This window comes from Acinetobacter sp. WCHAc060025 (assembly GCF_004209355.1).
GTDB lineage: Bacteria > Pseudomonadota > Gammaproteobacteria > Pseudomonadales > Moraxellaceae > Acinetobacter > Acinetobacter wuhouensis.
This window is the reverse complement of record NZ_SGSX01000002.1, coordinates 216,326-229,474: the sequence shown is the minus strand read 5'-3', so window position 1 is coordinate 229,474 and position 13,149 is coordinate 216,326. Positions and strand designations below refer to the sequence as shown.

The following is a 13,149-nucleotide window of genomic DNA, read 5'->3' as shown; positions in this document are numbered from 1 at the left end:
AACAATTTTATAAATTTAAAATCACCTATTTTAATTCATGAGCAAGTCACTGGAGTCAACAATAAATCAGCATTCCGATTTACAAAATGATATGGGGCACCATAAGCATCTGCGTTGAATTGGATTTTTTTTGCACTCAATATGGCTTGTTTAAATTTTTCCAATTCTACAGCACTTTGCAAAAATGGATTTCCATAACTCTGACCATCCAAAACAATATCAAGATCATTCTGCTCTGCATTTAAACGATCAAGTCCACGATGATCCTCTATGACAAATTTACTTTTCTCATCAGATTCTATGCAATTCAGGCTCAAATTTAAAATCGCCCTTTTATCATTCATATTGATCAACATTTTATCGCTGGCTTTCTGATATTTTTCAGGATATTCAAGCTCTACATAAGTCCAATGCCCTATAGCGACCTTTGATAAAATGGTTTGCTCAAATTTTCCTTTATCATCCCACTGAACTTTGATTGTTTTTTCAAAAGCTTGCACTTGGGTTCATGCATTCAATCCAATCAAAGTGCCAATCATAAATGACTTTATACGAACCATAAGATTGTCCTTTTTATTTTTGTGCCCATAAAATATAAACTGCGCTGAAGCAAAGCATGGTAACCTTTTGTATTTCTTTTCAAGCCAAAGTCAAATAACGATACTTTTAAACTTTTTTGCAAAAAAAACGCTCCAATTTTGGAGCGTTTTTTAAACAGAAAATTTAATGATTTAAATTAAGCTGTTAATTCTTTTACTGCTGCAACAACGGCTTCAGTGGTAATACCGAAGTGTTGATACAAATCTTTAGCAGGTGCAGATTCGCCATAAGTCGTCATACCGATCACACGACCGTCAAGACCTACAAATTTCCACCAGTAATCTACATGTGCAGCTTCAACCGCAACACGCGCACGAATTGCAGATGGAAGAACAGCTTCACGATAAGCAGCATCTTGTTTTACAAACTCTTCAGCACATGGCATAGACACAACACGTACACCTTCAAGTTGCGCATACGCTTCCATTGCCAAGCCCACTTCTGAACCTGTTGCGATAATGATTGCTTTCAACTCGCCTTTTTCTTCAGCCAATACATAACCACCTTTCGCAACATCAGCAATTTGAGCTTCTGTACGTGTTTGGAAAGCCAAGTTTTGACGAGAGAAAATTAACGCTGTAGGACCTTCTTTACGTTCTAAAGCAGATTTCCAAGAAATAGATGCTTCTACAGTGTCACATGGACGCCAAGTATTTAAATTTGGAGTACCACGTAAAGATGCGATTTGCTCTACAGGTTGGTGTGTAGGACCATCTTCACCCAGACCAATTGAGTCATGGGTATACACATGAATCACACGTTGTTTCATCAATGCAGACATACGAACTGCGTTACGTGCATATTCCATAAACATGAGGAATGTAGCAACATAAGGAATGAAGCCACCGTGTAAAGCGACACCATTGGCAATCGCAGTCATACCGAATTCACGTACACCATAATGTACATAATTACCCGCAGCATCAGACTCAACACCTTTTGCGCCTTTCCAAAGTGTCAGGTTTGAACCCGCTAAGTCAGCAGAACCACCTAAAATTTCAGGCAATAATGGTGCAAATGCTTGGATTGCATTTTGGCTTGCTTTACGTGTTGCGATGGTTTCGCCTTTTGCATTCACTTCCGCAATATAAGCATCTGCTTTTGCAGCGAAATCAGCAGGTAAATCACCTTCTAAACGGCGTTTAAGCTCAGCCGCTTCAGTTGGGTATTTTGCAGCATAAGCAGCAAAAGTTTCATTCCAAGCTGCTTCAGAAGCAGTACCCTTAGCTTTGGCATCCCAAGATGTATAAACATCTTCAGGAATTACAAACGCTTCTTCTTTCCAGCCTAAAGCTTCACGGGTTAATGCAATTTCATCATTACCCAGTGGCGCACCGTGGCAATCTTCTTTACCTTGTTTATTTGGTGAACCTAAACCGATCACAGTTTTACACATGATCAATGTTGGTTTAGTAGTTTCAGCTTTTGCTTCAACAGTTGCAGCACGAATTGCATCAGCATCGTGACCATCAACTTTAAGTACTTGCCAGCCATACGCTAAGAAACGCTGTTCTGTATCGTCAGAGAACCAACCTTCTACTTCACCATCAATTGAAATGCCATTGTCATCATAATAAGCAACAAGTTTACCTAGACCCAAAGTCCCTGCCAATGAACATGCTTCATGAGAAACACCTTCCATTAAGCAACCATCACCCAAGAAACAGTAAGTGAAATGATCTACAACTTTAATGTCTTCTTTGTTGAATTGAGCAGCTAAAGTTTTTTCAGCAAGTGCAAAACCAACTGCATTGGCAATACCCTGACCCAATGGACCTGTGGTTGTTTCGATCCCAGGTGCATAGCCCAATTCTGGGTGACCTGGCGTTTTAGAATGTAATTGACGGAAAGATTTTAAATCTTCTATTGAAAGATCATAACCAGTCAAATGTAATAATGCATATTGAAGCATTGAGCCATGACCATTTGAAAGTACAAAACGGTCACGGTTCGCCCATTGTGGATTTGTTGGGTTGTGGTTTAAAAACTCACGCCATACCACATCAGCGATATCTGCCATCCCCATTGGTGCGCCTGGATGTCCAGAATTTGCTTTTTGCACAGCATCCATTGCGAGTACACGAATTGCATTGGCAATACGACGTTCATTCAGCGGGGTTGTCATAAATCTCAGTCCAATAATGGGTTAATAAATGTAGAAGATGAATACAAATTCAATAACGATCTATTGTCTTAAAAAAATATGTAAGCGTAAAGACTAATAATCTATATTTAACGTGCTTACACACAAGAGAACAAAAAATAGGCAAAATTTAGCAAAAAATCTAATTTCTTAGTCAACCTAAAATATCTTTTGAGAAACGAATTTGATTTCGACCCTCCGCCTTTGCTTGATACAAAGCGATATCGGCACTATTTAAAGAATTAAAGAGCTCTTAATAAGAAAAATTGATATGTTTATTCGTTTTAAAACCATCTAATTGAAATAATTTCATGCATTTTGGCTAAGATGTGCTAGTGCTTAGACTGAAGTCGATGTAACATAACGCGTCTTTATAAATTACTGCGATAGGACTTTCATGCGCGAGTATGCTGTTTTTACTTCGGAATCTGTGAGCGAAGGTCATCCTGACAAAATGGCTGACCAAATCAGTGACGCTATCTTGGATGCAATCTTAAAAGAAGACCCATATGCAAGGGTTGCATGCGAAACATTAGTAAAAACTGGTGCTGTCGTACTTGCGGGTGAAATCACAACAACTGCAAACGTAGATTTTGAAGCAATCGTACGTCATACAGTGAATGGTATTGGCTATCATCACACAGACTTAGGCTTTGATGGTTCTACGTGTGCTGTGATCAACATGATTGGTAAACAATCACCAGAGATTGCACAAGGTGTAGACCGCCAAAAACCTGAAGATCAAGGTGCGGGTGACCAAGGTTTAATGTTTGGTTATGCAAGCCGTGAAACTGATGTTTTAATGCCTGCTCCTATTTCATATGCACATCGTTTGATGGAAAAGCAAGCTGAATTGCGTCGTAATGGCACACTTCCGTGGTTACGTCCAGATGCGAAAAGCCAAGTCACTTTCGCTTATGAAAATGGCAAACCAGTTCGTCTAGATGCTGTTGTACTTTCAACTCAGCACGATCCTGAAATTTCACAAGCGAATTTAAAAGAAGCTGTGATTGAAGAAATCGTGAAGAAAATCATTCCAGCTGAAATGTTCCATGCAGAAACCAAATTCCACATTAACCCAACAGGTTTATTTGTGATCGGTGGTCCTGTAGGTGACTGTGGTTTAACAGGTCGTAAGATCATCGTAGATACATACGGTGGTATGGCGCGTCACGGCGGTGGTGCTTTCTCTGGTAAAGATCCATCAAAAGTTGACCGTTCTGCGGCTTATGCAGGTCGTTATGTTGCAAAAAATATTGTTGCAGCTGGTCTTGCAGATAAATGTGAAATCCAAGTGTCTTATGCCATTGGTGTTGCTGAACCAACGTCTATTTCAATCAATACTTTCAATACAGGTAAAGTATCTGATGAGTTAATCGTTCAATTGGTTCGTGAACATTTTGACTTACGCCCATACGGTATTACTCGTATGTTGAACTTAATCCAACCAATGTATAAGCAAACAGCTGCTTATGGTCACTTCGGTCGTGAAGGTTCTGATACAGCCTTTACTTGGGAAAAAACAGACAAAGTTGAAGCATTAAAAGCTTCTGCAGGTCTATAATTTATACAAAACCCATCATTCTTATCCTAATTTGAAGTGATGACAAAAAAGCCCAATCTATTTATTGGGCTTTTTTTAATTGAAAATTCATTACAATCTATAAAATAGTTCAACTTTTTAAGTGCATCAGGATGATCACAAGTTCAATTTAAAAAGGTAAATTATTTCAAATAGCATCGCTTTCATTAACCAGCCAAAGCACTTTCAATGTCTTTTTCTAAATCTTCAGGTTTAGTCGTTGGCGCATAACGGTTGAGTACTTCACCTTTTTTATTGATTAAAAATTTAGTGAAATTCCATTTTATACCATTGCCCAAAATTCCCTTACTGTTATTGGTTAAATAACGGAAGATCACATGTGCACTTGGGCCTTTTACATCAACCTTGGCGAACATCGGGAAACTCACCCCATAGTTACGTTGGCAATATTCACCGATTTGCTCGTTTGAACCAGGGTCTTGTCCACCAAACTGATTACATGGAAAACCCAAGACTTCAAAACCCTGATCTTTATATTTTTCATAAAGTTTTTCTAAGCCTGCAAATTGTGGAGTAAATCCACATTTACTCGCAGTATTTACGATCAATAAAACTTTCCCTTCATAATCTGAAAAAGATTTATTCTCGCCCTCTAACAGTTCAGCGTCAAACTGATAAACATTTGTCATGGATAAGTTTCCTCGTCGCCTTTTTCTTGTGTTTTTAATTCTAATGAAGCTGAATTCACGCAATAGCGTAAACCCGTTGGTTGAGGTCCATCTTCAAAGACATGCCCCAAATGCGCGTCACAGTGATGACATACGATCTCAACACGTTCCATACCATGTGAATGATCATCATGTTCTTCTATAGCAGAATTGTTGATGGCTTTAAAGAAACTTGGCCAACCACAACCACTGTCAAATTTTGACTCTGAAGTGAATAGTGGCTCTCCACAGCACCGACATACATAAGTCCCATTCTGCTTGGTATTCCAATATTTTCCAGTAAATGCAGGCTCAGTCCCTTTTTGACGAGTAATTTTAAATTCCTCTGGTGATAACTCTCTTTGCCATTCTCTGTCTGTTTTATTGAGTTTTCCCATGATTATTTCCTTTACTATCATGCTACTTAAAATAGGTTAATCGTATATTTACGTTATTCATCTTAAAATTTCTAGTCCTAAGTTCACAATTTACAAAAGACTTACATCAGAACTAATAGCAAAAAGAAAGCAATACAAAAATTAAAGTGAGCAAATTAATTTAATTTATCCTTTTTTGTGAGCAATTTTAGTGTTAATCTAAGCGCTGTTCTTGCTCAGGATTAGAAAATGTCGCAAAAAAAGAGCGTTATTTTTAAAAATCTGCTTCCTGTGATTCGACAATATCAACAGGATGGATTTACCCATGAAAAAATTGTTGCCTTACTTAGAGACGAACATAATCTTGATCTCGTAACAACTGAAACATTTAAAAGTTATTTATATCGTTATGCAAAAGTGAACTCCACTCTTTCCGAGAACCTCAAAATGCCGAACAGTATCCAAACCCCACGCGAAATAAAAAAATCGTCTAAGCTCGAGCATGTATGCTACGACATCCGTGGACCTGTGTTACGAGCGGCCAATGAGATGGAAGAAGCGGGCCATAAAATTATCAAGCTCAATATTGGCAACCCTGCCCCATTTGGTTTTGAAGCACCGCAAGAAATTATCAATGATGTGGCTTTAAATCTGCCGAATGCAATTGGCTATACCGACTCAAAAGGTATTTTCCCTGCACGTAAAGCAATCTGCCAGTATTATCAACAGAAAGGCATTCTCAATATGCATGTCAATGATGTGTATGTCGGGAATGGTGTATCAGAACTGATCGTAATGGCGATGCAAGGTCTATTGGATGATGGCGATGAAATGCTGATTCCAATGCCTGACTATCCACTGTGGACTGCTGCAGTGAATCTTTCAGGCGGTACTGCGATTCACTATAAATGTGATGACCAAAATTACTGGTACCCTGATATTGCAGATATGGAAAGCAAAATCACCCCGAATACGCGCGGGATCGTGATTATTAATCCAAATAACCCAACAGGTTCAGTTTATCCACGTCATGTTTTAGAGCAAATTGTTGCACTAGCTAAAAAATACGATTTGATTTTATTTGCAGATGAAATTTACGACAAAATCGTCTATGACGGTATTGAACATGTATCTGTTGCTGCGCTTGCAGGTAATCAATTATGTATTTCATTTAATGGCTTATCTAAAGCGTATCGTATTGCTGGCTATCGTTCAGGTTGGATGGCGATCACAGGTGATAAATCTCGTGCTGCCGACTATATTGAAGGTTTAGACATGCTCGCTTCTATGCGCTTGTGTGCCAACCATCAAGCACAGTATGCGATCCAAACAGCACTTGGTGGTTATCAGTCGATCAATGATTTGATTCGTCCAGGTGGACGTTTGTATGAACAGCGTAATATTGCATGGGAAATGTTGAATGACATTCCAGGTGTGAGCTGTGTAAAACCTGAGGGTGCAATGTACTGCTTCCCTCGCCTTGATCCTGAAATCTATCCAATTCAAGATGATGAAAAATTCATGTTAGATTTCTTAAAAGCAGAAAAAGTGCTTTTAGTTCAGGGAACTGGATTCAACTGGCCAACCCCAGATCATTTCCGTGTGGTGTTCTTACCTGCTGAAAATGAACTACGTGAAGCATTAACTCGTTTAAGTCGCTTCTTAGCTAAAATGCGTTAATTCTCCAACAATTAAATAACAGGCACTCTACTGAGTGCCTTTTTTACGTTTTCTATATTGTATTTTCGATTTACTCTAACAACACTTTTCAATTATAAATTTGAATGATTATTCAAAAAATAACATTTTTAAATAGATATGGGCAAAAGACCATTTTTTATATTAAGTTAAAAATCGGCATAGAAAATGCTTAAAACTTAAATAATAGATCAATGGATAGAAAAGGAACTTTTATGAAAAAAACGGTTACCGCCCTTGCGCTTTCGATTGGTATGCTTCTGCCATTCTCCAGTTATGCCAAAAATAATGTCGTCGTTGTTGCGACTGGTGGCACCATTGCAGGTGCAGGCGCCAGCTCAACCAATAGCGCAACTTATACCGCAGCAAAAGTCCCTGTCGACGATTTGTTAAATGCTGTGCCTCAAATCCAAAACCTTGCCAATGTTACAGGTGTACAAGCTCTGCAAGTTGCATCTGAAAGCATTACTGATAAAGAATTGCTTACCATAGCGCGTAAAGTCAATGAACTGGTTAAAAAACCTGATGTTAATGGTGTGGTGATTACCCACGGAACAGACACTTTAGAAGAAACAGCATTCTTTCTAAGTTTAACTGTTCATACAGACAAACCGATTGTCGTCGTGGGTTCGATGCGTCCACCTTCAGCACTTTCTGCCGATGGACCTTTAAATCTATATAGTGCTGTTGCACTTGCAGCAGCCGATAGTGCAAAAGGCAAAGGCGTTTTTGTGCTGATGAATGATAGTATTTTTGCAGCACGAGATGTGACCAAAACTATTAACATTCATACCAATGCTTTTGCAAGCCAATGGGGTGCTTTAGGAACGCTCGTTGAAGGAAAGCCATATTGGTTTAGAAATGTCGCAAAACGTTTTAATAACAGCTCAGAATTTAATATTGAAAATATTCAAGGTGATGCCCTACCTTTAGTTCAGATCGTCTATGGTTCAGGTAATATGCTGCCTGATGCCTATTTGGCGTATGCTAAAGCAGGAGCAAAAGCGATTATCAATGCAGGCACTGGCAATGGTTCTGTACCGAACTATATCGTTCCGACTTTAAATCAGTTACAACAACAAGGCGTGCAAATCATTCGCTCTGCACGTGTCCCACAAGGTTTTGTCTTACGCAATGCAGAACAACCCGATGATAAATATGGCTGGGTGGTTGCTCATGATTTAAATCCGCAAAAAGCCAAGCTTTTAGCAGCTTTAGCCCTGACCAAAACCAAAGATGCTAAAGAGATTCAACGTATGTTTTGGGAATATTAATTTTATAATTTAAATATAAAGTCTTGGAATTTAGATAAAAAAACCGTCAATGAATTTGACGGTTTTTGCTTTTATCAACTCTTTTATTTACATCAACTATGAATCAACTGACAAATCCAATTGATCAATAATATAAAGTGTATTGCTATCGATAATGTTCTTTTCTTGATCTAAATATTTTTGTTCTAAAACACCATCGGTTTCAGAAAAGCCATAATCATCATCATTCAAAACCGCCAAATGTTGCGCATCAATCACCCATAAACCTTCAACTTTATCATGTGGATACTGCAAACGCTCCACCAAATCCACGACTAAAGTTTTTGTAACTGGATGAATACCGTGTTGCGCTAAACCTTCCCAACCCGAACTTAAAACATACTGCTCTATCGTTTGCCCATCAATCAATAAACCCAGATTTTCATCTTGCTGAAAAGTTTCATTATTTTGAATACTTTCTAAATCGATTGCATTGCGAATATCTATTTTATAAACACGCTTAAACGCTTGCGGATTATCTTTATAAAAATCGTCATCACGTTCTGCAACTAAAAACTCGTTTGAACTTAATGCTGTGATTGCCGTATTTGAATAAGCAATTCCCTCTTGTTTGTATAAATATTGCGAAACTTGTTTATTTTCAAGGTTAATCATCACAATACGCACAAGGTCTGATTTCGAAAATGATGAATCAGGATTACTCATTGTGGATTGCATGATCCCTACTAAAGTTTTCTGATCTGGTGTGATCGTTAAACCTTCCATACCTCTATTTTGACGACGATTGGCAAATTCTAAGGGTAATAAATAGTCTGATTTTCGTCGTGTATCTTGTTCATAAGCATTGATGCGATCTATTTCGATGCCATTTGCATCAAAATGCACAATATGTGGACCATATTCATCACTCACCCAAAAAGTTCCGTCTCTTAAAGCCACCAATCCTTCTGAGTCCAAACCATATTCATCTGTGCCAAGTTCTAAGACTTGACCATGCTGATCGTATGCAATTTCTTTAGTCGCGCCAAAATGCTGATTGGGTAATCCTGTAATATTTCGCCCTGTTGGATCTTTAAGCAGGATTTCTTTTATTTTTTCAATCGTGCCATTTTCATGTAGCTGGAATAGTCCAATTTTAGGCGTATAACTTGGATCTAAAAATATTTTTCCTTTATCACCATTTACATCATAGGTTGTATTAGGCCCACGATCTGTCAAAGCATAAAATTGATTTCTTTCAGTTGGATGTGCCGATATTTCTGAACCAAAACCACCACAACGAATTTCTATAAAATTCCCTTGTTTTGCCCCATCTGGAATATTGTGTATATCTAAAATATCGTAAGGTAATTGCACGCCTTTGCTAAATTTTTTATAAATTTCATTATCTTGAATCATTATACACACCCTCATCTATAGTATTTTTTAGATTTAATATTACCGCTATTCATGTGCTTCATCTTCCTTAGACTTATAAATCCTCAGCTCTCTTCTCACGAATTTTTAAATAAACTTGCCATAATTCAGGGCAAAATTTTACTGCGAGCAGATCAGAATCACTGTCTTTTCCAAAAATTGAATACAATACGTAAGACCACTCCCAATCATCAAAATGTGGTTTGGCATCCAATAGGAATTGTAAGTTCTGAGCTTTTTGGAAGTGCTGAATATAATCAGGGTTAGATGGATGTTCTTGCATAGAACGGATTAATTTTAAAAATAATGGGAAAGTTTGCTGATCAATTCCATATTTTTTGACAAATGCGACCGTAAAATGTTGTTGAATCGATTGATGCCCATCATCTACAACATTTAAATACTGTTCTAACACATTTAAATATTTACGATCTTTTATTGCCAAAGCAAATACTGCAAATGTACTCGGTATCGCGCAATCTTCCGCCTCTAAATTGCTATACCATTCATGCTCTTTTAATGAAAGATTAATATATTCAATTATTTGCGGATGTAATTGTGGATATTTTACCGCACCTGAAAACAAATAGTTTTGCCCACATAATTGTAAATTTTCAATATTTAAGGCTTGCTGATGTGGGCTAACAAACTCGATAGAAAAACTACGAGGAAAATCCATCTTTAATAAATTATTAATAAAATTTAATGCCTTACAATAGGTTTCTTCATGATCATTTTTCGCTGAAATCGCAATAGTTGCAAAAGCATCGTTGGCTTGGCAAAGCAAATCTTTATCTTGAAAAAAAGTAAGTTGCTTATCAAATTGTTGTGAACCATTTTGTTTAAACTGTTGAAAAACTTCGGCATCCAACTCATTTACAATTTCAAAATATTCATTTGCAGTGACAGACTCATAACTTGCACCAAATTTCATATAACACGTTGCAACATAGCAAATGAATTTCAGTTTATCTAAATCTTGATTATCAAATTGAATTTTATTTCTGAAAGGCTTTGTAGGATACAACTCGAAAAAACCTTCATTTTCATTAGTAATCTCATAGTATTTTTTTATGACATTCTCTCGGATCCAATTTTTCAAATCGTAGCTAAAACCACCAAACCCACTCGCATCAATCTTCCTCAATTTCTCAAAAAAATCTTGGTAGATTTCAAGATTAAAACTTTTAATCTGAAAAAAATACTCAACAACTGAACTGTTTAAAAAAGATGGAGATGCATCAATACTATACGCACAGTATGAAGTTGCATCGGCTTTGCAATTATTATTTTCAATTGCTGAAATATAACGCTCTAACAAAGGCTCATTACCACTTATTTCAATAAGATATTCTTTTTCTGCCATATGTTTTCTACTAATTCAAAAAACAAATTAATCTAACACGATTTGATCTTTTTTATTGTCTTGAAATATTTATTATTACGAATAAAACCGTCTAAAAAAGAGGCTTTCGCCTCTTTCATTACTAATATTTACTCAGGTTTGGTCAATTCCGTCATCGGCCAGCGTGGTGTTGTCGTTACAGACAAACCATCCTGTTGCCCTGCTTTTAAACGTTGATAACCTGCAAAAGCAATCATTGCACCATTATCGGTACATAAAGCAGGTTCTGCATAATAAACAGTCGCTTTAATCTTCGCTAAATCAGCCTCTAAACGTTCACGCAAACGCTTATTGGCACTCACACCACCTGCAATCACCAAAGTTTTCAAACCTGTTTGTTTCAATGCTTTTACAGATTTTTTAACTAAAGTATCTACTAAGGCTTCTTGGAAAGATGCTGCGATATCAGCGTCACGATTTTCACCATCTAATTTTTTCAATTGAACTGAAACGGCTGTTTTTAAGCCACTAAATGAAAATTGTAAGCCTTGATGCAACATTGGGCGTGGAAATTCAAATGCGTCTTTATCGCCTTGTTCTGCCAAGCGAGAAATATTTGGACCACCTGGATAAGGTAATTTCAACATTTTTGCAACTTTATCAAAAGCTTCACCAGCAGCATCGTCAATCGACTCACCGAGGATTTCGTATTCACCGATGCTGTGTGCAGCCATCAACTGTGTATGTCCGCCAGAAACCAATAAAGCGATAAACGGAAATTTAGGCGGTGTTGCAGATAAAAGTGGTGCAAGCATATGACCTTCCATATGATGTACACCAATTGCAGGTTTATTTAATGCAAAAGCCAAAGTTCGACCGAACAAAGCACCTGTCATCAACGCGCCCATAAGACCTGGCCCACGCGTATACGCAACAGCATCAATCTCAGATTTCTTCACACTACTTTGTTCAAGTAGTTGATTAATTAAAGGAATAAGCTTTCGCACATGGTCACGAGATGCCAACTCAGGTACAACACCACCATATTCTGCATGCAATTTAATTTGACTATATAGCACCTGTCCTCTTAAGCCGACTTCACTGTCATAGAGCGCCAATCCTGTTTCATCACATGAAGTTTCTAAGCCAAGAACGATCATTAAATTGCCTTTTACCCGTTTCAAAATATTGCCAGAGCTATTATAGACTTGTGATATGAGATGTAAATGAGTAAAATACTGACCTTCACTTGTGATCAAGGGTAATTCGACCCTGATCTTATCCATAACTTAATGAGGATTCTTCATGCCACAAGTTAAATTGAAAGAAGGCGAACCAGTAGACGTAGCTATCCGTCGTTTCAAACGTTCATGCGAAAAAGCGGGTGTTTTAGCTGACGTTCGTAAACGCGAATTCTACGAAAAACCTACTCAAGAACGTAAACGTAAAAAAGCTGCTGCTGTTAAACGCTACCAAAAGAAATTGGCGCGTGAATCAGTACGTACTACTCGCCTTTACTAAGATTAATTTGTGATTGATTGACTAACCTGGACAAGATAAATGACTACTTTAAAAAACCAAATAACTGATATTTTGAAAGCTGCTATGCGTGCGAAAGAAATGGATAAGTTAACGGTAATACGTAGTCTACAGGCAGCAATCAAGCAAATTGAAGTCGATGAGCGCATTGAGCTTGATGATACTCAGGTTCTTGCGGTCATTGAAAAGCAAATCAAACAACGCAAAGAGTCGGTTAAAGCCTTTTTAGGTGCTAATCGCGAAGATTTAGCTAGTAAAGAACAAGCCGAAATTGAGGTTTTATCTCAGTTTCTACCTGAAGCTATGTCAGAGGACGAGCTTGATTCTCTCATTGCGCAGACTATTGAAGCGCAAGGTGCTACTAGCATGAAAGATATGGGTAAGGTGATGAATTCTCTACGTCCGATCATAGCCGGACGTGCCGATCCTGCACAAGTTTCTGCAAAAATTAAAGCAAAACTTGGCTAATTCCCACATCGCAAATCTTGATTTAAATATTTATATTTA

General features: G+C 37.6%; 12 protein-coding genes. 5 read left to right on the top strand and 7 right to left on the bottom strand.

Translation table 11 applies throughout. The features are described 5' to 3' along the window. Nucleotides 1-35: 35 nt before the first annotated feature. Nucleotides 36-500, bottom strand: a complete 465-nt coding sequence (locus EXE09_RS02695; protein ID WP_130116256.1) for a hypothetical protein — start codon at nucleotides 498-500, stop codon at nucleotides 36-38. A gap of 236 nt (nucleotides 501-736) precedes the next feature. Then, nucleotides 737-2,725 (bottom strand): transketolase, encoded by a 1,989-nt coding sequence (tkt, locus tag EXE09_RS02690; protein ID WP_130116255.1) that lies wholly within the window; start codon nucleotides 2,723-2,725, stop codon nucleotides 737-739. A gap of 415 nt (nucleotides 2,726-3,140) precedes the next feature. Here tkt and metK point away from each other — a divergent pair, with 415 nt between their 5' ends. Continuing rightward, nucleotides 3,141-4,307 carry a methionine adenosyltransferase gene (gene metK, locus EXE09_RS02685; RefSeq protein ID WP_068976160.1) on the top strand — a complete coding sequence of 389 codons (1,167 nt, stop codon included), beginning with the start codon at nucleotides 3,141-3,143 and terminating at the stop codon, nucleotides 4,305-4,307. Between the two features lie 185 nt (nucleotides 4,308-4,492). Here metK and EXE09_RS02680 read toward each other — a convergent pair whose 3' ends face one another. Both EXE09_RS02680 and msrB read right to left on the bottom strand, forming a co-directional pair. Next, entirely contained in the window at nucleotides 4,493-4,975 is a 483-nt protein-coding gene (locus EXE09_RS02680; RefSeq protein ID WP_068976161.1) for a glutathione peroxidase, read from the bottom strand. After that, complete coding sequence (gene msrB, locus EXE09_RS02675) at nucleotides 4,972-5,391, bottom strand: peptide-methionine (R)-S-oxide reductase MsrB (protein ID WP_068976162.1); 420 nt, start codon at nucleotides 5,389-5,391, stop codon at nucleotides 4,972-4,974. The genes EXE09_RS02680 and msrB overlap by 4 nt, the downstream gene beginning before the upstream one ends. Nucleotides 5,392-5,619: 228 nt before the next feature. Here msrB and EXE09_RS02670 point away from each other — a divergent pair, with 228 nt between their 5' ends. After that, complete coding sequence (locus EXE09_RS02670; RefSeq protein ID WP_111858695.1) at nucleotides 5,620-7,050, top strand: pyridoxal phosphate-dependent aminotransferase; 1,431 nt, start codon at nucleotides 5,620-5,622, stop codon at nucleotides 7,048-7,050. A gap of 233 nt (nucleotides 7,051-7,283) precedes the next feature. Further along, the gene (locus tag EXE09_RS02665; protein WP_068976164.1) at nucleotides 7,284-8,342 is read left to right on the top strand and encodes a type II asparaginase; all 1,059 of its coding nucleotides are present in this window, start codon (nucleotides 7,284-7,286) and stop codon (nucleotides 8,340-8,342) included. A 96-nt stretch (nucleotides 8,343-8,438) separates the two neighbouring features. Here the strand turns inward: EXE09_RS02665 and EXE09_RS02660 are convergent, their stop codons facing one another. The 3 genes from EXE09_RS02660 to tsaD form a co-directional block, all read right to left on the bottom strand. Beyond that, nucleotides 8,439-9,740, bottom strand: coding sequence for an esterase-like activity of phytase family protein (locus tag EXE09_RS02660; protein ID WP_228257139.1), 1,302 nt, complete (start codon nucleotides 9,738-9,740; stop codon nucleotides 8,439-8,441). 73 nt (nucleotides 9,741-9,813) lie between these two features. Further along, nucleotides 9,814-11,124 carry a DUF6138 family protein gene (locus EXE09_RS02655; RefSeq protein WP_130116253.1) on the bottom strand — a complete coding sequence of 437 codons (1,311 nt, stop codon included), beginning with the start codon at nucleotides 11,122-11,124 and terminating at the stop codon, nucleotides 9,814-9,816. Nucleotides 11,125-11,252: 128 nt separating this feature from the next. Beyond that, nucleotides 11,253-12,263, bottom strand: coding sequence for a tRNA (adenosine(37)-N6)-threonylcarbamoyltransferase complex transferase subunit TsaD (tsaD, locus tag EXE09_RS02650; RefSeq protein ID WP_130116284.1), 1,011 nt, complete (start codon nucleotides 12,261-12,263; stop codon nucleotides 11,253-11,255). Nucleotides 12,264-12,408: 145 nt separating this feature from the next. On the opposite strand from tsaD, the gene rpsU reads away from it, so the two are divergent. Together rpsU and EXE09_RS02640 are read left to right on the top strand one after the other, a co-directional pair. Beyond that, nucleotides 12,409-12,624 (top strand): 30S ribosomal protein S21, encoded by a 216-nt coding sequence (rpsU, locus tag EXE09_RS02645; protein WP_001136722.1) that lies wholly within the window; start codon nucleotides 12,409-12,411, stop codon nucleotides 12,622-12,624. Between the two features lie 39 nt (nucleotides 12,625-12,663). Next, nucleotides 12,664-13,110, top strand: coding sequence for a GatB/YqeY domain-containing protein (locus tag EXE09_RS02640; RefSeq protein WP_130116252.1), 447 nt, complete (start codon nucleotides 12,664-12,666; stop codon nucleotides 13,108-13,110). Nucleotides 13,111-13,149 lie beyond the last annotated feature (39 nt).

Excerpts from the sequence above, each read along its gene's own strand:
- tkt (WP_130116255.1), bottom strand. The coding sequence starts at position 2,725 with ATGACAACCCCGCTGAATGAACGTCGTATTGCCAATGCAATTCGTGTA.
- metK (WP_068976160.1), top strand. The coding sequence starts at position 3,141 with ATGCGCGAGTATGCTGTTTTTACTTCGGAATCTGTGAGCGAAGGTCAT.
- EXE09_RS02680 (WP_068976161.1), bottom strand. The coding sequence starts at position 4,975 with ATGACAAATGTTTATCAGTTTGACGCTGAACTGTTAGAGGGCGAGAAT.
- msrB (WP_068976162.1), bottom strand. The coding sequence starts at position 5,391 with ATGGGAAAACTCAATAAAACAGACAGAGAATGGCAAAGAGAGTTATCA.
- EXE09_RS02670 (WP_111858695.1), top strand. The coding sequence starts at position 5,620 with ATGTCGCAAAAAAAGAGCGTTATTTTTAAAAATCTGCTTCCTGTGATT.
- EXE09_RS02665 (WP_068976164.1), top strand. The coding sequence starts at position 7,284 with ATGAAAAAAACGGTTACCGCCCTTGCGCTTTCGATTGGTATGCTTCTG.
- EXE09_RS02660 (WP_228257139.1), bottom strand. The coding sequence starts at position 9,740 with ATGATTCAAGATAATGAAATTTATAAAAAATTTAGCAAAGGCGTGCAA.
- EXE09_RS02655 (WP_130116253.1), bottom strand. The coding sequence starts at position 11,124 with ATGGCAGAAAAAGAATATCTTATTGAAATAAGTGGTAATGAGCCTTTG.
- tsaD (WP_130116284.1), bottom strand. The coding sequence starts at position 12,263 with ATGATCGTTCTTGGCTTAGAAACTTCATGTGATGAAACAGGATTGGCG.
- rpsU (WP_001136722.1), top strand. The coding sequence starts at position 12,409 with ATGCCACAAGTTAAATTGAAAGAAGGCGAACCAGTAGACGTAGCTATC.
- EXE09_RS02640 (WP_130116252.1), top strand. The coding sequence starts at position 12,664 with ATGACTACTTTAAAAAACCAAATAACTGATATTTTGAAAGCTGCTATG.